Raw genomic sequence first — 23098 nt, forward strand, 5'->3', positions numbered from 1 at the left:
GGCTCTCACACGGCTGTTTTAAATTTGGGGGACAATTCAGTAACCAAGCGCATACTCGACACCATCTGGTCCAACTGAAAATGCGGACGAAGTCTGATGACCGAGTAATAGTGTCCCGGCTGACCAAGTTTTTCTTTAACTTCTATATTTGCTTCACCTAACGGGTACTTAGCTCTGACCTCGTTTGATGCATTATCACTGGCGGTCGTATAACTATGGAGCCAGCGCTGTAACTTTGATTCGATGGTGGAAGATGTTTCGTAGGTGCCTAGCAGATCCCGCCCCATCACTTTTATGTAGTGAGCAAAACGGGATACACACATGACATACTGAAGCATGGACGACAGCCGCGAATTGATAGTCGCCGCTGGAGAATCGTATGCCATCGGCGTTTGCACGGAGGCATTACTATAGAAGACCAAGTGCGGCGAATACGGAACGGTGGACAACGGTACCAGACCTGAGTCTGACAACGCTTTCTCGAGACGGTCACTAACTTGCAGGTCAACACTATTCATACCTAGGCCTGTCTCGACAATTTCGCTAGCGACGCGACACGGAAGCTCACACACTAGTCCGTTCGCTTGTTTTCCAGGTTGTAACCCACGTATTTGACTGAACCATCCACATTCAGCGAAAGTTCGAACAAGTACCGCAGCAAAGCCAAATGCAGCATTACCCCAAAGGAGATCCTGTTCGCCGGAGGCCACGCACTCCTGATAATGGAATGCTTCCTGCCGACTACCATCTCTCATATAAGGACGACGCATTAATATCCGTGGCAGTGTTATACCGAGAAAACGGGATTCCTCCATCTGCCGGAGTCGGCGCCAATTAAGGTAATCCAGCTGTTGGAACTGTGTTGACACGTCGGACACCGATGACAGCTCACTAAATTTGTCGACACCTAACAATGTCGGCGACGCGGAAGTAATAAACGGCGCAAAGGCAGCAGCTGCGGTTGATGCTATCTCCTTCAACACATTAATATCATTCAACTGTTCGCCGGCGCGTTGACGATGACTGACTTCGTAATCACCAACTAAAAGACCAAATGGCTCACCACCCGCCATATCAAATTCATTGCTATAGATCAGCTTAAAGAACTCACTTTGGTCGAAGTCGATTGCGCGATTAATATCACGACTCAACTCATGCCAACTAAGCGATATCACTTTAATACGGCACAAACCGTTGCGATCATGTTGCTCAGTTTGCTCTGCCAAATAGCAGAGCCCTCGCCAACTAGCCTCTAATCGCTGAAAGGCAGAATGGTGGAGAATGGTATCAAGTTGTTGCTGGATTTTTTTATCGATACTGGTTATCGCGCGCAGAAGCCTAGCACGCAAAACCGCCAAAGCGTGTTGCTCTTTGCTTTCACTTACGCCAACCGATGTTGCCTTAAACTCAGCACCCATGTTTATCCACTTCCTTGTGTCACTGCTAGGCTTACCAAGCTATTGCCCGGTAAGCCTAAAAACGATCAGCTGCCAATTTCAGGGATCTTGGCGACCAAACGAAGTGACGTGGTCAGCTCTTCCATCTGCAACCAGGGGCGTAACCATGCAATAGCATTGTATGCGCCAGGCTTTCCAGGTATTTCCTTCACCTGAACCTTGGCATCAGCTAACGGGTACTTGGCTCGAATATCTTGACCACCACCTTCTGATGCGTTCACAAAAGTTAGGATCCAGCGATTCAACCAAGCCTCAACATCTTCAGCTTCCATATAACTACCGATCTTATCCCTTGCCATCACTTTCAAGTAATGAGCAAAACGCGAGGTCGCCATCATATAAGGCAGTCGAGAGGAGATCGCTGCATTAGCAGTTGCTTCAGGGTTATCGTAACGCTTAGGCTTTTGGCAAGATTGACCACCAAAGAACACGGCATAATCGGTATTCTTATAGTGACAAAGCGGCAAGAATCCTAATTTACCCAATTCAGCTTCTCGGCGGTCTGTAATACCGATTTCTGTTGGACACTTCAGATCAGGGTCGCCATCATCACTAACAAATAGATGTGATGGCAAGTTTTCAACACGACCACCGCCTTCCGCACCACGGATGGCAGTACAGAAACCATACTTTGCAAATGCTTCGGTTAAACGCACACCCATTACATAAGATGCGTTCATCCAACAGTAATCATCGTGTTCAGCGGTCTTAGACAGATTCGTCTGAGCGTCAACTTCAAACTCTTCGTAGTTAAACTCTTCTACCGAAGTCGTCGCTTCGCCATACGGCAGGCGAGCCAAAACACGCGGCATCGTCAATGTCACGAAACGGCTATCATCACTCTCACGGAATGAACGCCACTTACTGTATTCAAGTGATTCGAATACCTTTTCCAAGTCTCGCGGCTTAGATAGCTCTGTCCAGTCGTCGAAGCCAAACAGTGATGGTGAAGAGGCAGAGATAAATGGTGAGAAACCCGCAGCGGCCACATTGGACATCAAGCTAAGGGTTTCAATGTCTTCGGGGTGATTAGTGAACTCGTAATCACCGATAAGCGCACCATAAGGCTCACCGCCAGGTGTACCAAACTCGGACTCATATACCTTCTTGAAGATTTGGCTTTGGTCAAATTCAACCGCTTTGCTTAAGTCTTTGTGCAGCTCTTTCTTATTCATGTTGAGCATACGAACTTTAAGCGTTTGGCTGGTCTCACTATTCATGACAAGGTAGTTCAAGCCGCGCCAGCTTCCTTCAAGCTTTTGAAAACCTTCATCATGCATAATGGCAGCAAGTTGGCGCGATATTGTTTCATCGATCGCTGCGATTGCTTCATTAAATGTGACCGTTAAGTTTTTCTGCCACTTCACAGTGCCCGATAACGCTTCTTCGGTCAGCGTCTTAATCAATTCTTGAGCACGGCTACTTTCCGTTTGTTTGGTCGCGTCAATCGCTTGAGAAAGTAACGAGCTGGTAACCTCTGCCGTCTCTGTGGCTAATGCTTCTGCTGCTTCCGTGCTCATTCTGCAGGCTCCTTAGTTGATATATTCAGTTCATCAGCTAATTTCTCAAGATCGCCAGTATTACTAAGCACCTTTTCAAGGATGTTTTCCAGATCTTCTGAACGATCAATCTTGGTCATCAAATCACGTAATTTATTACGAGTTTCCATTAGCTTACGCAGAGGGTCCACTTGATTTACAACCGCTGCAGGCTCGAAATCAGACATTGAATTAAACTCAAGTGCCACTTTCATCTCTGTGCCGTCGTCAGCCATCTTGTTATCAACTTTAAACTCCAACTTTGGATTCATGCGCTTAAGCACATCGTCAAAGTTATCACGGTCGATTTGAATAAAGCGGCGTTCCTTTAACGGTTTTAAGGCACTGGTATTTTGCCCTGCAAAATCACCCATAACGCCAACAACAAAAGGCAACTCTTTTTTAACCGTCGTTCCTTCTGTTTCAACATCATAGGTAATGTGAACCCGAGGTTTACGTACCCGGGACAGCTTGCCGTGGATACTATTCATCTTGATCTCCTTTCAATGTTCCACACCCAAGCGACCCGTCCGCGCCGCTTTTCTGGGCAAATAACAACTTATTCAATGGGTATTCCCGTTAAACGGAAATAACCGTTTCTAGCTTCACCATCACTGATCAGTTCACTGAGCAGATCCGGTAATGACATGTCACTCCAACGCACAACTTGTTCAATGCCGTAAGCCATTGGGCTATGTGGCTCAGAGCTCTTAAAAAACGCAGCAACTTGACGTAGGGTTTCTATCGCTTGCTCTCGATTAGCGACGTGAGATTGCGAGCCAAAAGCCTGCGATGTTGTGCCCAGCTCTTCATCTGCAACGCGCTCTTCGGCAGACTCAGGCATTTCAGCCAATTTGTCGCCAGCCAAATAGACTACCGCTTCTTGGGCAGCATTCAGGCGCTTGGTTATTTGCGAAGTTGGTTGCGGGGAACTGCAGGCAGCATCCATCGCCATAGAGAGTTGTTCAAACGACGCGATGGCATTACCAACATCTCTATTAAGTTGCAAAAAGAAACTCTTGGGTGCAGCCTTCGCTGCTGATAACACATCGGCCAACTCAACTGCACCAGCATCAATACGGTTGCGCTTCTTTTCGTCGTCCAATCGCTCTACTTCTAGCGCCTGTTCGTATTCCCAAAGAGAAAAGCTAAATTCGCCGCTCTCTGGTGTCAGGGGGATCGATGAGATTGGCATCAACAATGCGCCTTCGCCTTCAATGCCATTCAACCCAATCAGAGGTGATATGCGAGTCTCAAGCCCCTCCTCATCTGGAGATGGGTAAAGCTGTTGCCAATGGTCTTCTATAAGATGTGTCGCCAGCGAAAATCCGGCTGCCAGGCCAGCAAATCCATGGAGCCTCGCGAGTGCTTCTATTAGCCAAGCGGTTAGCTCTAAATCTTTATAATGGCTCTGCAGTAACTCGGGGACTTGGTCGGCAATAGGTTGCCAAAGAGATGACAAGCTTAGTAGTGATTCATTGTCGATAAGCGCATTACGCTCATTCGCCCGTGCCGTGTTCCGCACATCTTTAAGTGTGTAGTATGGCGATGTGGGCGTGACATCAAGACGAGGATCGATCCCCGTTGGGGCCTCTTCAGAAATAGGCGCGATGAGCGCGGAGATATCTAACAAAGTGTCGTCCATGAGTCCTGTAAACCAAACTGCATCCTGCATTGGCGTTAAAGAGTATAAGAGGATTAACTTAGTTTCAATCCCCTAACGTTGAAAAGTGTCAAATATAGGTATGGTATCGTCAATTATATGACGCACCTCTGAAACAGAAGCCTCTTCAGTAGCGCGAACTAACGCGATAGTGACATTGTCAGACGCACCTTTAACTAACGCGGTATGCAACATAGCCATACCCGCATTGGTTAGACTATCAGCAGCGAAGCAGCTGGCAATCTCTTCATCGGACAGTTCTTTGTTCAAGCCATCACTACATAAGAGAAACTGATCCCCGGATAAAAGAACCCCAGAAACCTGGTCCAACGCTAATTCACTGTGTACACCTACCGCTCTAGTGATCACATTGGCAAGGGGATGGCTTTCAGCTTCCGACGCTAACAGCAAACCTTCGCTGACCATATCCATCACCTGACTATGATCCCGGGATTTCTGCAGCAAGCGCCCCTCCCTCTTAAGATAAAGGCGACTGTCTCCGGCCCATAAGCAGTGAAAATAACCATCTTGAATAAATAGTAGGACAACGGTGGCACCAATAGTTTTCCCACTGAGGTGTGAGGCTGAGTGACGTAATATCTGTTCGTTAGCCTGCTCTAACGCGGTTCTGAGTTTATCAATTGATAACTGCTCTGCGGTTAAGTCCTTCACCGCCATTTCTACGCAGTCAATAACGATACGGCTAGCCACTTCACCCGCTTCATGCCCGCCCATACCATCCGCGACCACCCAAACGCCAGCTTCAGGGTTGTCGAAACACGCATCTTCGTTATGGTCTCGAACTTTTCCTTGGTGAGTCTGGGAAAAGCTAAAATAGTGCCAGAGGCTCTTCTGTTTCATGTTTACCATCCCCACGCCTTCCAATCACCATCAAGCATTGCCGCGAACTGACTGACCAAAGGCAGCTTTGATGTGATTAAGGTGCACTGTTGCACTAGTTCTGAACCCTCGGTCCACCATATACAATAGGCGTCGTGTTGTTCTTTTAAATACTGATCTAATATCGCCGGGCAACTGGACAATCCGCTATCAGAAAACACAATACCACTGCCTTTGTTCGCAACGGCGTTGAGATCCGCAGGCTCTATTGCAACCTCGCTTAAGGGGTGCTCATCCGCGAGGCCTTTTGCCCATTTTTTAAGATCAATATCGTCATCCAACACATCTAATGCTTTTTCCGAGGTGTAGTCACCCCACTGCCTATCTTTCCAATAATGAATTGCAGCTTCTTCGACACCCGCAACCAAAGTAAACGGATAGTGACGGCCAATCGCATCAACGCTCGGGATCATAGTGCCAACCAAGGTTTCATCGCCACAGACCCCGGACGAAAGCGCAAAATGCCAAATAGGTGACGTTAAGTAGCATGACAACCATTGATCGCCTAGCTGTTCTTTGCTCACCGCCAAAGCAGATTGGATCCATTCATGCCAAACCTGTTCAAACGCTTCCGGCAATCCATCTTTGACAAAGTCCCGCCGCGCAGGGAGTTTGCCACAATAGCCAAAAGACCCACTTACAGCTGTATCGGACATTTAAAACGCTCCAGATCTGCATTCCAAAATGGATGATTAACGCTGCTAGGTATCAACTCCACGTCAAACTTATTACCTTGTAACGATATCTGCACCAACTTGTCTTTGACAGTTTCAGGCCTTGATTCGGCGGCCTTATCAAGTAAGCGGAACCATCCCCAATCGCCATCATAGGTTGCAGTTATTGAACGCCCAACTCGTGGTGGTGCAAACATTACCCGTGTCGTGCGGTCAGCTTGTCTTCCCGGCCACTCAAAGTTCGATAAGCGCAACGGGCCGTGGCGATAAGACAATGTCTGTCCGTCCAACTCCAACATGAAATGGCTAATGCTACGATCCAAATACGCGGGTTTTAAGCCAAACTCAACATGGGGGATCTGAGATCCGTCGGCAAAAAATGCGTCCCGGATCCGTCTTGCCCGTTCAAATACTTTCAGCGTCGACGCACTAACCCCGATATTTTTCTCAAAACGCCAATTTGTTTTAGAGGTATCAACAAAGGGCTCTAGGTATGTAGTGAAAAAACTATCTAGCGTGCCGCCGTAGCCAAAAAATCCACCAAAGTCCTTTAACGTCACCTCCTTGGTACTGGATGGCGTTACTGGGTAGCGCCCTTTGATAGCTGAACGGTACTCTGCCAATACTTTATCGCGCCAGATATCATTGAGATGGGTACGCGCCCCTTGCTGTGCCAAGCTCGAGGTCTGATTCGCTAGGCCATTTATCCACTGATCGAATGGTGAAGGGAGGCTGCGCTTAACCTGATACATGGCACGGCTCAATTTGCCTTGCCCATTCCCCCCCAACTGACTTATATAAGCAGCTTTGTCGTTATCTCCGGGAGCTGAAAGCTGATCTAGATAGCGATGTAAGGATTTTAAGGATTGATGCAGTTTGTCCAGTTCAGCATCGGTGATCTCGATAACACCTTCAAAATGTGCTTCTACTTCTGCTCCAGGCAGTTGCACCTCAATATCGGGCATACTATTTGGTAGGTAACGACTGATCCTGCTTTTTTGCCGCGCCAGGGCAACATCGGCGACGCTTGCCGCCACTTCGCCAGCTGCCGCAGCCTCATCGCTGATAGGTAGTTTGGTCAAGGCAACCTGCTCACGTACCGCCTCGATGATATTCTGCAGAGGCTGCTCAGGGCCGGCGAGCACTTTCGCTTGATAAGCACCCTGTTCACTGTCAGTAAACGGCTTTAACTCAACGTCACCTAATAGATCATCCCAAAAGTGGATGTAATCGCGGTAATACTTCAAACTCACTTCGGCCGCTAGCCTATCTTTCGCACGTCCTCCGAGTTCGCCGAGTTCATCGCCATATACCCAGCTATCTTCCATCAGCCGTTTAACCACCCGGCCATTTTCCAATTGAAATAAGGTGTGAAAGCCCTGATAGGTGTATAGCCCCGGAACGCCTTGATTCAGAGGTTTACCGCTGCGCCGTTGAAACACTCTAAGGCTATCGGTTCCCAGCACTTCTGTCAGGCGAAAATCTGGTACATGGCTGCTTAGAAATTCAGTTCGGAGGCGCTGATATGCACGTTCAGAGAGCGGCATTTGAGTTAGTACAGCGCGAGCATTCGCTGTTGCCTGTTCATCCTTGAACGAAGGATCGACACCCAATAAATTCAATTGCCGGATGTGACCAATCAAGGCCACGCGCAGATCTTTGTTTATCTCACCAGGTAACTTACGTTCAAAATAAACCTCGAACCAACTAATGATCTGCGTTTCATCCCGCTTTGATTCATCGAACAACATCAAATACGTTTTTAGCGATTCATACAAAAACTCCAAAAAGTCTTCATTAGCGCGCATCTCTTGTTCCAGCGTTTTCGCCATGAACGGCGCTAAATAGCCCTGTAACGCTCGGGTATATGCAGACTTTGCCGGTTGACCGATTTTTTCCCCTTGGTATAGACCTAACCCCTTAATCCCATCTTCATTGATGACAGTTCCGTCCGTCCCTGCAGGCAGCTCTCTAAGCGCCGAAAGGGCATGCCCAAGCGTGACAACGTCGGCATCTTTGGTTAACTCGCCACCAACGATCTCACGATAGCGTTGGACGGCCGCATCACTTTGATCAATCAGGCTGTGATTCCAGCTATAACTGCCATACCAAAGTAGCGAAAAAGTGAGCGTGAGCAACATCGATGCCGCCAAAGCGCCGCGGGTCAACCAACGATGCTGCTTCTCATGGTGTAGATTAGTGGACGCAACATTTTGCTCTGGAAAGATAATCTCTTCTAACAAACGCTTTAAGAAAAAACCTTTTGTATCACCGGCGGAGTGACGCAGCGGGATCTGTCCTAAACCAAGGCCGCCAGACGTGTAAGTCATTACCCGGTCGATCGGTTTTCCTTCCTGGGTTGCACTGACGATGTAAACGCCCCTTAACATTGGCGCTTCTTCAAATGCGTTTGGCGCGAAGATCTCTTTCAAAAAATCATCTGCGTGCGCTTGCAACATACGCAACTGTTTCGGGAATTCATAGATCAGCGTTCGACGATCGGTATCATGTTCCTGCAACAGCTTCTGGTTCATCGACTGACGTAACGAAGAGAGTAAACCATGAAACTCTTTATTAAATTCACCAACCACACCGCGTTCGCTGTCTTCGACATCTAACGGGAAGGTCATACCCCACACTTGCTCGCGTTGCTCCTTGTCAAAGTCAGAAAAGAACTCAGAGAAACCTGCGACCAGATCTGCCTTAGTAAGAATGACATAGACGGGAAAACGCATACCAAACTGATTTTGTAGCTCCTGCACCCTGTGCTTAATCGCTCTGGCATGTAGGTTTCGCTCGGTTTTCGTTTGCGTTAATAGATCGGCGAGGCTTACTGTAATAATGGCGCCGTTAATTGGCCGGCGTGGGCGGTATTTCTTTAGTAATCCCAAAAAACCAAGCCAAGCACGGGCGTCTCTCTTGGCATGACTGTCTTGCGTGGTATACCGACCGGCAGTATCAATTAGCACAGCTTGATTAGTAAACCACCAATCACAATGTCTTGTACCACCGATCCCTGACAACGCATCTGCGCCCAGCTTATCTTTTAATGGAAACTCCAAGCCTGAATTGACCAGCGCGGTAGTTTTGCCGGTGCCCGGTGGGCCAATGAGAACATACCAAGGCAGCTGATACACACTCTGACCTTTATTCAAGCGAGCGCTTTTCAGGATTTCCAACGCCTGAGTAATGCGTGTTTTTAAGGTGGCAACCTCTTCGTCAGATACATCTTCGCCACTTTCATCATCACCATCTAATAGACTTTTAATTGCTTCGTCATTATGACGGCGGTGACGCGCCTGGTGGCCGACATTAATCGCTCCCCACGTTATCGCGAAGATGAGTAACATCACCAGTCTGGCGACGGGACTTGCTAAAGGTTCATGCCCTGCGATGGCAAGTAAGGGGCCACCAAACCAAATAAGCAGTGAGAGAGCCACGAAGCCTATCAATGTAACTAACCACTTCGACTGAAATACAGACAAAGAGCGCTGGAATACGCCTTTAATTGACATAAAACTTCCCTGTTTTTAGCGGTAAAGGATATCTATTTCGACACGGCGGTTCTGCGCACGTGTGGATATACTACTATTTTTGACAAGCGGCTCTGCTTCTCCCCTGCCCTCCGGCCACAATCGACCATGAAGATCTGCGCTATACGATAGAACATTCGCCACCGAAGTAGCGCGTGCTAAAGATAGGTGCCAGTTGGATGGGTACTTGCTTGTAAAAATAGGTTGGTCATCTGTATGGCCAGTAATAAGTATGCGACCCTGACTTGTTTCTAGTGCTCTTGCCACCTTAGCTAGTACGGGAGAAATGCTCTCCTTTATCTCTGCGCTGCCAGAGCCGAACAGCTCACTAGAGCGTAAAGTTAGCCTTAATCGATCGGGTTGATGGCTAATCGCCAAAATACCTCGATCTACTTCCGTTTGTAGTAACTGCGCAATATGGCGGGTATCGCCATACTCGGCGACAATCCCCTGTTGAACAGGTTTTTGCCAAGGTGCTAAGGTATTTAACTCTGTATATATTTGATTGGAATACTCATTTATTTGATAGTTAAATACCATATAGATGGATAGCAATACCAAACCTAGCACGCTACCAATCACCCATACCGGAAATCCCCCCTGCAACTCTTCACCATTCAGCACGCGCTCACGCCAGCGCCACGACAGCTCTTTTGGCCTTTCCGGTTGGTTGATTTCAATCGCCCGTAAAGCTCTGGAACGATAATCTTCGAGTTTTGACAAACCTTGTGGTTCTATGCGCATTTTGCCGTTAAACCCTAAGGACAGGCAGAGATATTGAAGCTCCAAAAGGTCTCGATAACGGTGAGGCTCAGCAAGTGAACGGTCGAGCAAAGTGAAGAAATACTCGCCTCCTAACGTGTCAGAGTGAAACGTAGACAACAGGCTTTGGGATGACCATATAGACTGCTCCCCCCATGGTGTATTCAATACGGTTTCATCAATTAATGAACAGATACAGTACCGCGCGCCTTCGATCTGTTCACCATCAATCCCATGCTTCCGCAGATCAGTCTCAAATTCTCTCACAAGATCGATACAGGCTTGACGTAAAGATGGAACATCACCATGACGAGGCGTGGCACGGATCTGTGATACGAGGGAGAGCAATACGCTCGCGCTATCAACCACTAAGTTATCCCCCAAACCAGGGATCTTAGCTTTTGAATGCTTCAAGCTCGGCTGGCTGAATATCACAGTGCTCTCAGCCGCCTGATCGTTTGCGGGTGCAGGTGCAGGTGCAGGTGATAAATCCCTTTTACGACCACCTGGACGAGGTTTAATAATTGTTGACTCAGACATTACTTATCATCCCTGACATGCCATTAACGCGATTATTGATTAATTGCCCAAAGATCCATCTCTAATCCCGGGTAGTTACCCGACAAATGCACTGCAATACCGCCACTGGCATTCAGGCGTTTCCAATAGTCATTGCTTTTGTCCAACTCGAAGTAATGATAACCAGCGTGATATGGGATTTGGCGTGGTGCAACCGGTAATACCGCAGCTAAGATCCCTGGCAATTGGTTATTTACCAAATCACGAATATGTTCGACTGGTCCCACTTTAAGCTGGGCAGGTAGGTTACTCCGCAGCTCTTCTGGCGGAATATCGGCCTTAACCGCCAGTACAAATGTCGCGGAAGTGAACAAGCCTTTGTCTGGCACAGACGACACCCGAATACCAAATTTAGTCACTTCCATAGGAAGATTAATCGCTGTCTGCTCAAGCACCGTACTTAAGCTTTGGTTTAGAAGTACGTCTAAACTGCCAAACAAACTGGTGAGTTCGTCATGGCGATAGCTTGGCATCGGTTGTGGCCGCTTGCTATCAGAACAAAACGTGCTTAGCTCGCCAACCAAACCATATAACTGCTGCACCAGCGCATAGGGATGGGTTCCTTCATGGCAAGCAAGTTGCTCGATCAAAGGTTGCTGCCGGTTAATTAATTGCAACATTAAAAAGTCTGCAATTGAACTCGCGGTACCTTGCCCTTGACTGAGTCGGCCAGCTAAAGCATCTCCTCGCTGCGCCAGCATTCCAGCCAACTCTTTGATCAATGCTGCGAGCCTGGGGATCCGTTGCACGTTTAGGCAGGGTGGAACGTATTTAGGATCTAGGGCTACTCCACCTTCTTCTGTGACCTCTAATACTTTGGCAATAGGCATAAAGGTGTATCCAGCCATCTCATCGCCTTCCAGTTTCAGACTCATCACCAACCTGGCGAGTTGCAAAGTTTCTGCGGCATCGCAGCCAACAGAAACATCTATAACCTCATGGTCCGCGTATTGAAACCGGGTAACTTGCCCATCTTCAACAGCAGACAGATTCAAATTATTCGCATGCTCAGTAGGTACGGCAATGTAAATTAATTTGTTTCTCGTCGATGGCGGGATCGCCAATGCTTGCGGGAGCGCTTCTCTCGCAGGTGCATTTACAGAAACGCCATCCGGCAAGATACCGCTGTACTCACGCAAACCAAACTGGCCGCACTTTAATGCTGCAGTATCTGTTTCATAGGAGGATACCCCCCAAGCAAAAGGCAGCAGCTGACTCACTAGTGCCCGATGCTGCGCACTAACATGACGCTCCTGCTGTTGAAAATGCTGTGGCCGCAAGAACATACCTTCTGTCCAAGCCACACGACAAAAATCGCTCATTAGAATCCTTTCCGAACTATTGTTTGGTATTAACGCTGATATACAGCAAGCTCTTCGATATAAACATCAAGGTCATCGTATGCGGTGGTATCAATCTCTATCACTTCACGCCATTTAGCGTTCTCAATATCACGATACGCAACTAAAACCCCTGCATAACGAACATTCGGATTTATCTTCATTTTGAACTCGCTGACCGCACCAGGCTCAAATTCAAATTCATCTTTAACCAATAGATCTGGGCCCAAAACCGATTCAGGTTCATCATAAAGCGTAAAGAAGTCCTGACTGTCGAATACCGTTCGCGAGCTTAATTCGTAAACTTTCACTACCACCGGAGACGGACGCCCCTTAGCATCAGGGTTGCTATCATCCGCGACGTGAAAATTAAGATAGGTGTAGGGCTCCACCACTGCATTGACGGCTTGGCATCCAACCAAGCAAAAGAATAACAACCCTATTATCTGCGTTTTGTAGAACATCGCTATCAGTCCCCTTGTTGATCTTTTTGTTGCTGAATACTCGCTTCGTACGCTTTTACGAAATCGTCCATATACAGGCTTGGCCCCTTTTCACTTAATTCAGAGTGAAGATCCCCATACAGCTGGCAGTAGAGGTTCCAGTAGCGTGCTTTTACCTGCGCCGGGTTCATTTTTTCAAGTAATGTCTGCGCATACTGACGACTTTCAATTGAGCCTGGTTCTAAAAGCCCAAGCACGCCAACCAAAGTCCCCTCTAACCCGCTCATTAAAGCGCGTTCATGCTGCGCTATATCGCGGTGCGCTTCCTGAATGGCTGTGACTGCTGGCAAAAAACCTGGACCGTTCCGATTGAATAGATTGTGTAGCGCGTCCTCAAAAGTCGCAGAAAACTTAAGAGGATTATTTTCACGGGTATTAAACATGGTTTGGTTAACCCGAAACTCGCTCTTAAATTCAGATCGGGAGTGAAGGGTTGCCATCAACCCACTCATCATCTCGTTGAATGCCATACCTAGCTGTCCCCACCACTCGCCCTGATGCTCTTTCGGTATCATCTCTGCAGGGATGCCTGCGCCTTTCATAAACGCTTCCATCCCTGTGCTTGCAACCGAAGGCGCGGCAGATTTACTCACCACTTCTGCAGGCTTTTGTGTTTCAACTGCTGGACTGGCGGCAGCCACAGCTGGGGTTGCTAGGTTACCGACAAGGCTATCCCACTCATCTGGAATAATAGTCTCGGCGGGAGCTGTGTTTGTCTTATTAGCTTCGGTCGATGGCGGGAAAAAACTATCTGAAAGGTCGAAAGACGGTGTGGCAGAATTGTTAGAGACAACAGTTTTCGGTTCGCTCTGCTTGGCCTGATTATTCAACGCGCTCATGCTGAAGCCAAATTCTTCCTCAGCTGCTGCTAATTTTGACGGGTTGCCGTTTAATATCTGCGGATGTACAGGCTCGCTAGTAGCGTGCTTATCATCGTCCACTTTATCACCCGAGGAGATTTCGATTTCGTAATCTCCCAGTGTTAGCAAGTCACCTTCAGTTAATAGGTGCTCGTCATCACCCAAGGGGCTAACTGCGCGATTAACATACAAACCATTTGTTGACGTATCACGAACAACCCAACCTTCCGCGGATTGGCATATATCAGCATGACGTCCAGAGATAACTCGCTCAGGATCGGGAAGCTGCCATTCACAATCAGGTGCTCGTCCGATGGTAAGCCGCTCATCACTGTGCTTTGTCAGCGTCTTTGAGATTTCCAGACCAGAGGTAAAACGATGGTAGCTAACAACAGAAAGGGTCAATTCCATTTCTAATCTCTTCTTCATTCCATGAAGGTACTAAGGCGAGTTGAGACTCGCTAAACATCTTCAACTCAATATTTAACAAGGCAAGGCTAATTTGACTTACATTGAATGTCAAATCATTGACACTCAAATTGGATCGACGACAGCTTATTGACCAAAATGCTTGTTTTCTAAACTTAGGATCGCTAAAGTCCGACGTCAGCTCATTTGCAGACAGTTAGGTCAATAGTAATCAGGTTGTCTGCGCGAGGTTGAAGGCAACTCACTGGAATAGGTCGTGACATGGAAAGTCAAAAATCCCGTAATATAGATCCACGAAAAACTGACGGCACCGCAACAACACCTTCGAAGCCAAGCCAACCGGCTATTGCACAGAACACTCCCCCATCATCTGCAGATAAAACCCTTATTCGCAGTGAAAGTGGCGCAGGAAAACGCGCAAAAAAACCGACAACAGACGCACCAAATCAACTCATCGGCAAAGTAATCAACGGTCGGTACAAAATTGATAGCTTGCTTGGTAGAGGGGGAATGAGCGATGTATACAAAGCACACGATCTCCTTCTCCAGCAAGCGGGATTAGAAAATACCGCTGTCGCAATTAAGATCTTGCAAAAGCAATTTGTCAACCAACCAGAAGCGCGCCAGCTACTTGTCCAGGAAGCGCGCAGAACACAGCAGCTAAGTCATCCTAATATCATTCGAGTTTACGATTATGGCTTCGAAGCGGGTCAACACTACATGGTGATGGAGTGGCTAGACGGCGAAACACTAGAAGCGGTAATCAAGCGCTCTCGGCCCATCGGCCTGCCCTATAAAAACGCCAAGGCACTGTTAAACCAACTAGCCGATGCCCTGAGCTATGCTCACAGCCAAGGGGTTGTGCATGCTGATCTTAAACCCGCCAACATCATGCTAACCCGGGATGGCACCATCAAAGTTTTCGATTTTGGTGTCGCGCACGCCAAGCATAAATTTAATGACAAATACTCAGCTGTCATTGCAAACACAAACGCACCGGTAAATGGCTATACCCCAACATATGCGTCTCCTGAACTTATCGCAGGTAAAGAGCCTAAAACCAGTGACGATATCTACGCATTCAGCTGTATTGCTTATGAGCTAGCATCCAGCAAACATCCCTTTGATCGCCAGCCTGCAGATATAGCAAAAAAACAGAATATCTCAGCGAAGAAACCTAAACATATTCCGTGGTGGCGTTGGTTCACCTTACGCTCAGGCCTAGCCTTCAGTGCGGACAGCCGGATCGGCAGCATGGCTGAATTTACACACAAATTTAATCGCAACTTATGGCCGCTAGCCACCACCATCATGCTAACCAGTTGCTTGGTGTTCGGAAGCGCTCATATCTATCGCATGAAGCAAGATGAACTACTACTTGTTAGCGCCGAATTACAAGCGATGAGAAGTGAAGCGAATCAAGATCAAGCGATTGCTGCCCTCTCGGCGGCTGAACTTATTAAACTACTGCCAGAGATCCCAGAGCATAAGCAGCTCTTTATCAATGGCGTTCTACGTTCGAACCGGACGCAGCTATTAAGTTTTTATGAACAGCGTATTGATGACATTTTAAATAATAGAGACGGCACCTACCCCGACTACTATGCCATTGAATCCGAACTGAACGCAGCTAAAACACTTTACCCAGACTCTAATCTTTTAGCGCGCTTAGATGTCGATCTACTGCAACGCTGGCAATCTACGGTCGACATCTTAGATGAACGCTTTAACAAGCTGTTAGAGAAAGGTAATTACGCTCACAGCGAAGATGGCGATGATATCTACCAGCTACTAGCGGAACTTAAAACCATAGAAAACAGATACCGGCCCAACCCAACGGAAAAAGCTGAGCAACTGTTTGCGAAAGAGTTTAACACTGCGTTAGCCAGCCATGATGTTACCCAATTGAACGTTCTCATTGACGCCGGGGAAGTCGCATTCTCAGAGAGTCCGTCCTTAAATGACCTCATCCTGCTAGGTAAAGAACTAAAGAGTGCCGTTGCCGAAGTCGCGAATTACCAGAGACAACTCGGTTTAGGAAATGCCCCAGACTACCCGTATGAAGCTGCTGATATTTTCTATCATTCAACGTTTAACAGTTTCGATGAGCGGTTAAAACATGCGAATACCGTCGCAAAAATTGACAAGATAAACAAAGATGTCAATGCCTTAGCTAGAGATCTTCCCGGCGACTTTACCCCGTTAGTTAAGATAAGACGGTCGCTTGCAAATCGTTATCTCAACTTTTCAAATTCGTTTATCAAGCAAAGAAAAGTGCGTTCAGCGCAAAAATTGATGGAGAAAGCGAATACGCTGTTTGCCCAACTTGAAGCGGCACAAGTTGCACTTTAATGCCATTCAATGAGAGTTCAATCTGTTGATTGGGCTCTCAAAATAAGCCACTGAGAACTGTTAATCTTACCCTTTAGTAAGTGGTCGGATGAGATAATGTTTAAACGAATTACACTCCAGTTCGAAAACCAAGTTGCCCGCGTTACACTAAATCGCGCAGATAAACACAACGCGTTGGATATGTTGATGTTTACCGAACTAGCGGCGGCACAAAAGGTGATCAAACGGGATCGTCACTGCAGGGCGGTAATCATTGACGCAAACGGTGACGATTTTTGTTCTGGGTTAGACATTAAATCGGTATTAACAGATCGTCTTGCCGGACTAAAACTACTCTGGAAATGGCACCCGTGGCAGCCTAATTTAGCTCAGCAAGTGAGTGTTGGCTGGCGAACAATGCCAATCCCTGTCATTGCGGTGATCCAAGGGCGCTGCTGGGGAGGCGGATTACAAATAGCTTTAGGCTGTGATTTTCGCTTCACAACACCGTCAGCTGATTTTTCTGTGATGGAAACGCGTTGGGGATTAATACCAGATATGGGAGGGAATCGCGCCCTAATGGAGCTATCGCGTCGTGACATAGCAATGAAACTGGCAATGTCAGCGGATACCTTTGACGCAAACGAGGCTCTGCGCTTTGGTGTCATCACCGAAATCCACGACGAACCATTGGCTGCAGCAAAAGCATTCATCGACTCTCTTTGCCAGCGTTCACCTGATGCCATTTCGGCAATTAAGACTTTGTATCAAAAGCACTGGCTAAGCCCCCTTCCACGTATCTTACGGCGGGAAACTTGGTATCAATGGCGTATTCTACTCAGCCGAAACCAATCTATCGCCGTTGCCAAGCAAAAAGGCAAAGATAAGAGCTATCAAAGACGCCAATCTTGGTAGCTCTTAACCGCGAGAAGTTAATTACTGATCTGCCGGCAGGTTGCCGTTACTGCTTGGTTTCACATCAACAGTGACGGGATCGGCAGATGGAAACAGGTGAACATCTCTTTGTGGGAATGGAATACATATCCCCTCTTTATCAAAGCGCTGTTTGACTGACTTAGTTAGGTCCCAAAATACATCCCAGTAGTCCTCAGTCTTAACCCAAGGGCGCACCCAAAAATCAACCGAAGACTCCCCTAAGTTGGCTACTTTTATCATGATTTCTGGTCGTTTTAGTACCGCCGGATGTGAAGATACAACGTCATGGAGCACCCTTTCGGCATGGTCAATGTCGTCTTTGTAACTGATGCCAAACACCATATCGACGCGTCGTACTTTTTCCGCGGTGATGTTGGTGATTACATCGTTCCAAATCATATTATTCGGTACGACAATCCGTTGATTATCGATTGTTTGAATAGTGGCACTAACGAGACTTAGCTTCTTCACATTGCCCTGCACGCCACCAGCTATCACCATGTCACCAACGTCGAACGGCCGGTAAATCAGGATCATCATTCCAGATGCAAAGTTAGACAAGGTGCCCTGTAAAGCGAAACCAATCACTATCCCTGCCACACCAAAACCAGCCAACAGCGGTGCAAGCTGCACCCCCAATTGGCTTAAACCAATCATCAAGCCAATAAAAAATACGACCTTACCAGCCATAGAGATAAAGAACTCTTGCAGTAGCTTGCTCAATTTTAGCTTTGAATTACTGACCGCTTTGGTCGCGACGGTACGGGCAACATCAGCTAAAAGGTGAAAACCGAACAAAATCGCACAAAATACAATTAGCTTAACAATGAAGCTGATCGAATTTTCTCCAAACCAATTCGTTGCAGCTTCTGTCCAATTTTCTAGCAGTCTTGATAGTACTTTCACCTCAAAGATATCTTCACTAACAGCCCCTGTACTGGTGATCAATACCTGCTTAAAATAGTCAGAATTCACATCAAGAGATTCAAGCACTGTCACTGCAGCCTCAATACTCTCGGTGCAAATCTCTCGTTTTATTCGTAAGCGGCGTAACGCATATTCGATATCTTCTTTTTCGTAGGAAGTGGCTTTGGGGAGCTCTGCCGCCAACTCACCAATTCTAGTGTTGGCGAAATTCAGCAGTAAGCTAAGCTCGTTCGCGCGCAACGTAACATTTGCAACCAATAACGCACTCTGTTCAGTCACATCAACGCCGAGCTTGGACTCCCAACCCAATAGTGCCAAGCGTAACGATAACAAGCGGTTAATCCCCCTCTCTACATTAGCCATGGCTAACTCATTTTTTAGAGCTTGCTTACTATCCAAGCCATCAAATGCCGCCCGTTTATCTTCGAGATCGCTATTCCTTTGCTGATAGGATCGGTTGAGTATTTGCCCTTGAGCTACCAAGGTATTAGTGAGCAAGGTCCGCGTCTCATCGCTAACCGTCGCATCAGGATTAGCGAGCTCCTCTAGCAATCCAGGTAAAACTTCTGTTTGATAATCGAGCAGAGACTGCACGCGCAGATGCAAAAGCAACCTTTGCTCTCCTTTGGCCGTAGCATACTCATCAATAAGCAATTTGCTTGTTTCATGATTATCAACGATACGCCTAACTTCTGATTCAATATCATCTGCAAGTGCAGGGAATGTAGCGACGGCCAGCAAGATGGAAAACACCTTACAGAGAAAAAAGGAGGTGAAGCAACGCTTCCTTTGCATATCTAAGTTCCTGAAGAAGTTATAGATCTAACTACTAGTATGCATGAAAATCCTATAATTCAAGTAATCACCGTGGTGAATGTTCACAGGGTGTTACCAAATACAACTGGCATCTCAGCGGTTCAGAGTAGATATTAGTTATTAAGCGCGTTTAGAAGAGGCGAAGCATGATGAAAAAGGTACTACTCACAATCACTGGCGTCACATTAATATTATTGGGCGCAGCGCTAATCATTACACCGGTACCTGGAATACTATTTATGATCATAGGGCTAGCTTGTTTGAGCCTGGTGTATGAACGCCCTAAATCTTTACTGCGCTTGCTGCAAGCAAAGCTACATCACGGCGCACGACGCATTGATAAACGCCGTATGCAGAAAAAACTCTATCGTTAACATCAATATTGAGGAAATTTGCTTTACCCACGCCATAGGGTTGGTGACAATGTAACAATCATTAAGCTGATTGCCCGCTACAGATGTCTAAGAAATTATCCTCATTTGCCGATCTCGCTGCACTAACCGGTCAGGCAGCACCGTCCACGGTGTCGACCAATGAATCACAACAAGATCTTGTTTATAGCACCGACGGTGGTCGCGTGGTAACACAAAAGCATGTCGATACGACGGCGATAATTGGAGACGGTCGTGTTCGGATATCTCGCTCAACGAAAGGCCGCGGAGGGAAAACAGTTTCAGTTGTGACAGGGCTAGCTCTAACTCATTCAGACCTGCAAAAGCTTTGTAAAACCCTAAAGAAACAACTTGGTTGTGGTGGTGTGGTTCGAAACGGCGAACTTGAATTTCAAGGCGACAAACGCGACCAACTGCTTAACGAACTAACTAAAGCTGGCTACCAAGCCAAATTAAGCGGTGGCTAAAACAATGAAAAAATATCTTACACTTCTAGTGCTGCTTATCGTTTGTGCCTGCGCTGGTCCATTCTTTATTAAGGGCCCCGATGGCAAACCATTGCTAACCACCGCAACGATCTTTCCTCAAGATCAAAGTACCGTTTGGCGATACTGGAAAAACCGTATTCTGTTATCGTTTAAAATGCTAAGCCGACAGGCGCAGGAGAAATTAGGTGTCGAAGCTGACGCACCTAACGTGTACCGGTGGCAGGACGAACAAGGCAATTGGCATTACGGAGATGCTGAAGCGGGCAATAAAGCGGGCGCTCAAACCGAACAAGTAAAACTTAAACCGGCAAAAATTGTTGGACTTGACGGGCCATTACAGGAAGAAGATAAACCCACCGAAGCACCGGCGGCTGCTGATGGCGTCTCTCTCAGTGAATACACCGAGCGTCTCGGTAATATTAAGGCTGATGCAGAAGAAGCAAAGCGACTAATGGAACAAAGAAACGCTGCGCTGGAAAAATCAGAGTAGAAAACTCAACAGAAACGTCAACTCCTGGCGTTTCTGGTATTGCTCCCCTATTTCATCATTTGCATCAGTTATCGCCCGCCTTAACATGAGCAGTTGTAAAACTATTGTCACTATTTAGTTAAAACTCATTTATAATTGCTCTCGGCCAAGGGGTGTTCTTGTTCAGAACTGAGACATCAATGATGAACCCTTTGAACCTGAACCGGCTGGTACCGGCGTAGGAATGGCGCTTTTCATCGAGCACAAATACCAGCCCCAATCTTCCCCAAAAACTGGTAAATGCATATATGCTCTTTTCCACTCTACCCCGTAAAACTAAGCTTGCCGCCGCCATCATTACCACTTTGGGTATCCCTCTGCCTGTATTCAGCGCAGCACCTACGGTAGCAGATGAAGATATAGAGCATATCAAAGTTACCTCCAGCTTCCGCTCCGAATCACTACAACACTCAGCTTCGAGCATTACTGTTCTAGACAGCAACCTGATCCAAGACGAGGGCGGCGAACATTTTGAAGACCTCTTACACAACGTTGCCAATTTAAGTTGGGCAGGTGGAAGTTCGCGGCCAAAGTACTTTCAAATCCGAGGCGTAGGTGAACAAGAGGAGTATCAAGGGGCCCCCAACAGTTCTGTTGGTTTTGTTGTCGATGACATTGATCTTTCTGGCTTGGGAATGACCTCCAGTCTTTATGACATAGAGCAGGTGGAAGTGTTGCGTGGCCCCCAAGGCACCCGTTTTGGCGCTAATGCCCTAGCAGGTATGATCTATACGACCAGTAATGATCCGACTGACACGAGAGAGTTTGGTGCAGAGATCAGTGGTGGCCAAGAAGACCTATTCAGTTATGCAGGTTTTGCCTCTGGCCCAGTTGATAACAGCGGTGATCTGCTCTACCGCGTTTCGATACAGCAACATAACGAAAATGGCTTCAGAGATAACGATTATCTCGGTTCAGACGATAGCAACGAACGTGACGAACTAACATTACGTAGTAAGTTTCGCTGGTTTGCGAGTGATGAATTGCAAGTTGATTTAGCCCTGCTCTACGCCAACTTTGACAATGGCTATGACGCTTGGACATTAGACAATAATGGTTTTACCACCCTAACCGACCAACCTGGTAAGGATAAGCAGGAAACAACAGGCGGCTCCCTTAAGCTAAACTGGGAGCTTAATGAATTTGTTGATCTGGTATCAATATCCAGCGCTGCACATACCAATCACCGTCATGCCTATGATGGCGACTGGGCAAATCCAGAATATTGGTCTGCGTTGAGCTGTACTGATTATTATGATGAAAACGGCAATGGCGATTTCACTGACCAGATCCCCTGTCAGTACGACTACACTTGGGACAAACAGGCCACTCGTGACACTTACACTCAAGAAGTTCGCTTGTTATCTACTGAACAATCAAGGCTTTTTAGCGGCACTACCGACTGGTTGACTGGGTTGTATATACAACGCTTAGAGGAAGATAATGACCTAGAAAGCTACTATAACGGCTTCCCCGATCTGTTCCTGCAGAGTGACTACGAAGCAACTAGCATTGCGCTATTTGGTCAGTTAGATACACAGCTCAATGCCGCAGCCAGTTTGTCATTAGGACTTAGAGTAGAACAGCGCGACGCTTCATACGATGACGATGGTGGTGACTCCTTTGATCCAGACGAAACGATGTGGGGCGGCCACATCACACTCAACTACTTAATCAATGAACGCTGGCAAAGTTACGGCAAACTGGCGCGCGGATATAAGGCTGGAGGATTCAACACCGGTTTACCCGATGATTTCAGTGATAACCGAGAGTTCGACAGTGAAACACTGGATAATCTTGAATTCGGCATAAAGGGATACTGGCCAGAGCAGCAAGTATCAGTGCAGGCTGCCCTGTTTTATATGCATCGAGATGATCAACAAGTGGAAGCCTCTACTCAAGATCCGAACAACCCTCAGCGCTTCTTCCTATATACCGCGAATGCAACCAATTCCGATAGCTATGGCTTAGAGTTAGAAACGTCGTGGCAAGCGACGGATAATCTTACCCTGTACTCAAGTCTAGGCTTATTAGATACTGAATTTGACGACTATGTCGTCACCCAAGCAGATGGCTCTGAGCTCGATCTATCTGGTCGGGAACTAGCACATTCTCCCAATTATCAGTTCAGTATTGGTGCCACATGGCGTAACGATGAAGGCTGGTTTGCCAATATCAACTTGAACGGCTCTGATGGCTATTACTACTCAGATAATCACGATCAAAAAGCTGACAGCTACGAGTTACTTAACGCACGTTTAGGCTATGAAAAAGAAGATTGGTCCGTGTATCTGTGGGGCAGAAACATCACAGACGAAAAGTATGGTGTCCGTGGCTTCTACTTTGGGAACGAACCCGATCAGGATTGGGCTCCCAAACTTTATGAACGCTACGGCGATCCGCAACAATTCGGTGTTACTTTCCGCTATCACTATCTATAG

Annotated in this window: 18 protein-coding genes and 1 riboswitch; of the genes, 6 read left to right on the forward strand and 12 right to left on the reverse strand. The window is 47.1% G+C overall.

Annotated features, from left to right (window positions below):
• Positions 1–5 precede the first annotated feature (5 nt).
• From tssC (DU002_RS01855) to tagH, 11 genes are all read right to left on the reverse strand, one after another.
• On the reverse strand, positions 6–1418 hold the full coding sequence (tssC, locus tag DU002_RS01855; RefSeq protein ID WP_114336640.1) for a type VI secretion system contractile sheath large subunit: 1413 nt from the start codon (positions 1416–1418) through the stop codon (positions 6–8).
• Between the two features lie 65 nt (positions 1419–1483).
• Positions 1484–2977, reverse strand: a complete 1494-nt coding sequence (gene tssC, locus DU002_RS01860; protein WP_114336641.1) for a type VI secretion system contractile sheath large subunit — start codon at positions 2975–2977, stop codon at positions 1484–1486.
• Complete coding sequence (tssB, locus tag DU002_RS01865; protein WP_114336642.1) at positions 2974–3486, reverse strand: type VI secretion system contractile sheath small subunit; 513 nt, start codon at positions 3484–3486, stop codon at positions 2974–2976. Before tssB ends, tssC (DU002_RS01860) begins: the two co-directional genes overlap by 4 nt.
• A 68-nt stretch (positions 3487–3554) precedes the next feature.
• Entirely contained in the window at positions 3555–4640 is a 1086-nt protein-coding gene (tssA, locus tag DU002_RS01870; protein WP_114336643.1) for a type VI secretion system protein TssA, read from the reverse strand.
• Between the two features lie 72 nt (positions 4641–4712).
• The gene (locus DU002_RS01875; RefSeq protein ID WP_199405138.1) at positions 4713–5519 is read right to left on the reverse strand and encodes a PP2C family protein-serine/threonine phosphatase; all 807 of its coding nucleotides are present in this window, start codon (positions 5517–5519) and stop codon (positions 4713–4715) included.
• Between the two features lie 2 nt (positions 5520–5521).
• Positions 5522–6214 (reverse strand): type VI secretion system-associated protein TagF, encoded by a 693-nt coding sequence (gene tagF, locus DU002_RS01880; RefSeq protein ID WP_114336645.1) that lies wholly within the window; start codon positions 6212–6214, stop codon positions 5522–5524.
• The gene (tssM, locus tag DU002_RS01885; RefSeq protein WP_114336646.1) at positions 6196–9747 is read right to left on the reverse strand and encodes a type VI secretion system membrane subunit TssM; all 3552 of its coding nucleotides are present in this window, start codon (positions 9745–9747) and stop codon (positions 6196–6198) included. The genes tagF and tssM overlap by 19 nt, the downstream gene beginning before the upstream one ends.
• A gap of 15 nt (positions 9748–9762) precedes the next feature.
• The gene (tssL, locus tag DU002_RS01890) at positions 9763–11067 is read right to left on the reverse strand and encodes a type VI secretion system protein TssL, long form (protein WP_114336647.1); all 1305 of its coding nucleotides are present in this window, start codon (positions 11065–11067) and stop codon (positions 9763–9765) included.
• Between the two features lie 32 nt (positions 11068–11099).
• Positions 11100–12428, reverse strand: a complete 1329-nt coding sequence (gene tssK, locus DU002_RS01895; RefSeq protein ID WP_114336648.1) for a type VI secretion system baseplate subunit TssK — start codon at positions 12426–12428, stop codon at positions 11100–11102.
• Positions 12429–12457: 29 nt separating this feature from the next.
• Positions 12458–12910, reverse strand: a complete 453-nt coding sequence (gene tssJ, locus DU002_RS01900; protein WP_114336649.1) for a type VI secretion system lipoprotein TssJ — start codon at positions 12908–12910, stop codon at positions 12458–12460.
• Positions 12911–12915: 5 nt separating this feature from the next.
• Entirely contained in the window at positions 12916–14220 is a 1305-nt protein-coding gene (gene tagH, locus DU002_RS01905) for a type VI secretion system-associated FHA domain protein TagH (RefSeq protein WP_158537934.1), read from the reverse strand.
• A 279-nt stretch (positions 14221–14499) separates the two neighbouring features.
• Between tagH and DU002_RS01910 the strand changes: the two genes are divergently transcribed.
• Positions 14500–16590: a serine/threonine-protein kinase gene (locus tag DU002_RS01910; protein ID WP_114336651.1), complete on the forward strand. Its 2091-nt coding sequence runs from the start codon at positions 14500–14502 to the stop codon at positions 16588–16590.
• A 96-nt stretch (positions 16591–16686) separates the two neighbouring features.
• The gene (locus tag DU002_RS01915) at positions 16687–17484 is read left to right on the forward strand and encodes a crotonase/enoyl-CoA hydratase family protein (protein WP_114336652.1); all 798 of its coding nucleotides are present in this window, start codon (positions 16687–16689) and stop codon (positions 17482–17484) included.
• A 21-nt stretch (positions 17485–17505) separates the two neighbouring features.
• On the opposite strand, the gene DU002_RS01920 is transcribed toward DU002_RS01915, so the two are convergent.
• A complete protein-coding gene (locus DU002_RS01920) occupies positions 17506–19227 on the reverse strand; it encodes a mechanosensitive ion channel family protein (RefSeq protein ID WP_233496366.1) in 1722 nt (573 codons plus the stop codon).
• A gap of 167 nt (positions 19228–19394) precedes the next feature.
• Between DU002_RS01920 and DU002_RS01925 the strand changes: the two genes are divergently transcribed.
• The 4 genes from DU002_RS01925 (at position 19395) to DU002_RS01940 (ending at position 23098) form a co-directional block, all read left to right on the forward strand.
• Complete coding sequence (locus DU002_RS01925) at positions 19395–19622, forward strand: PGPGW domain-containing protein (protein WP_114336653.1); 228 nt, start codon at positions 19395–19397, stop codon at positions 19620–19622.
• 83 nt (positions 19623–19705) lie between these two features.
• Positions 19706–20107 carry a translation initiation factor gene (locus DU002_RS01930; RefSeq protein WP_114336654.1) on the forward strand — a complete coding sequence of 134 codons (402 nt, stop codon included), beginning with the start codon at positions 19706–19708 and terminating at the stop codon, positions 20105–20107.
• A 4-nt stretch (positions 20108–20111) separates the two neighbouring features.
• The gene (locus DU002_RS01935; RefSeq protein ID WP_114336655.1) at positions 20112–20618 is read left to right on the forward strand and encodes a DUF4124 domain-containing protein; all 507 of its coding nucleotides are present in this window, start codon (positions 20112–20114) and stop codon (positions 20616–20618) included.
• 138 nt (positions 20619–20756) lie between these two features.
• Positions 20757–20859, forward strand: a riboswitch (TPP riboswitch).
• A gap of 46 nt (positions 20860–20905) precedes the next feature.
• The gene (locus DU002_RS01940; RefSeq protein ID WP_114336656.1) at positions 20906–23098 is read left to right on the forward strand and encodes a TonB-dependent receptor; all 2193 of its coding nucleotides are present in this window, start codon (positions 20906–20908) and stop codon (positions 23096–23098) included.

Origin of the sequence: Corallincola holothuriorum, assembly GCF_003336225.1 — a bacterium.
In the GTDB taxonomy this organism is placed as follows: Bacteria; Pseudomonadota; Gammaproteobacteria; order Enterobacterales; family Neiellaceae; genus Corallincola; species Corallincola holothuriorum.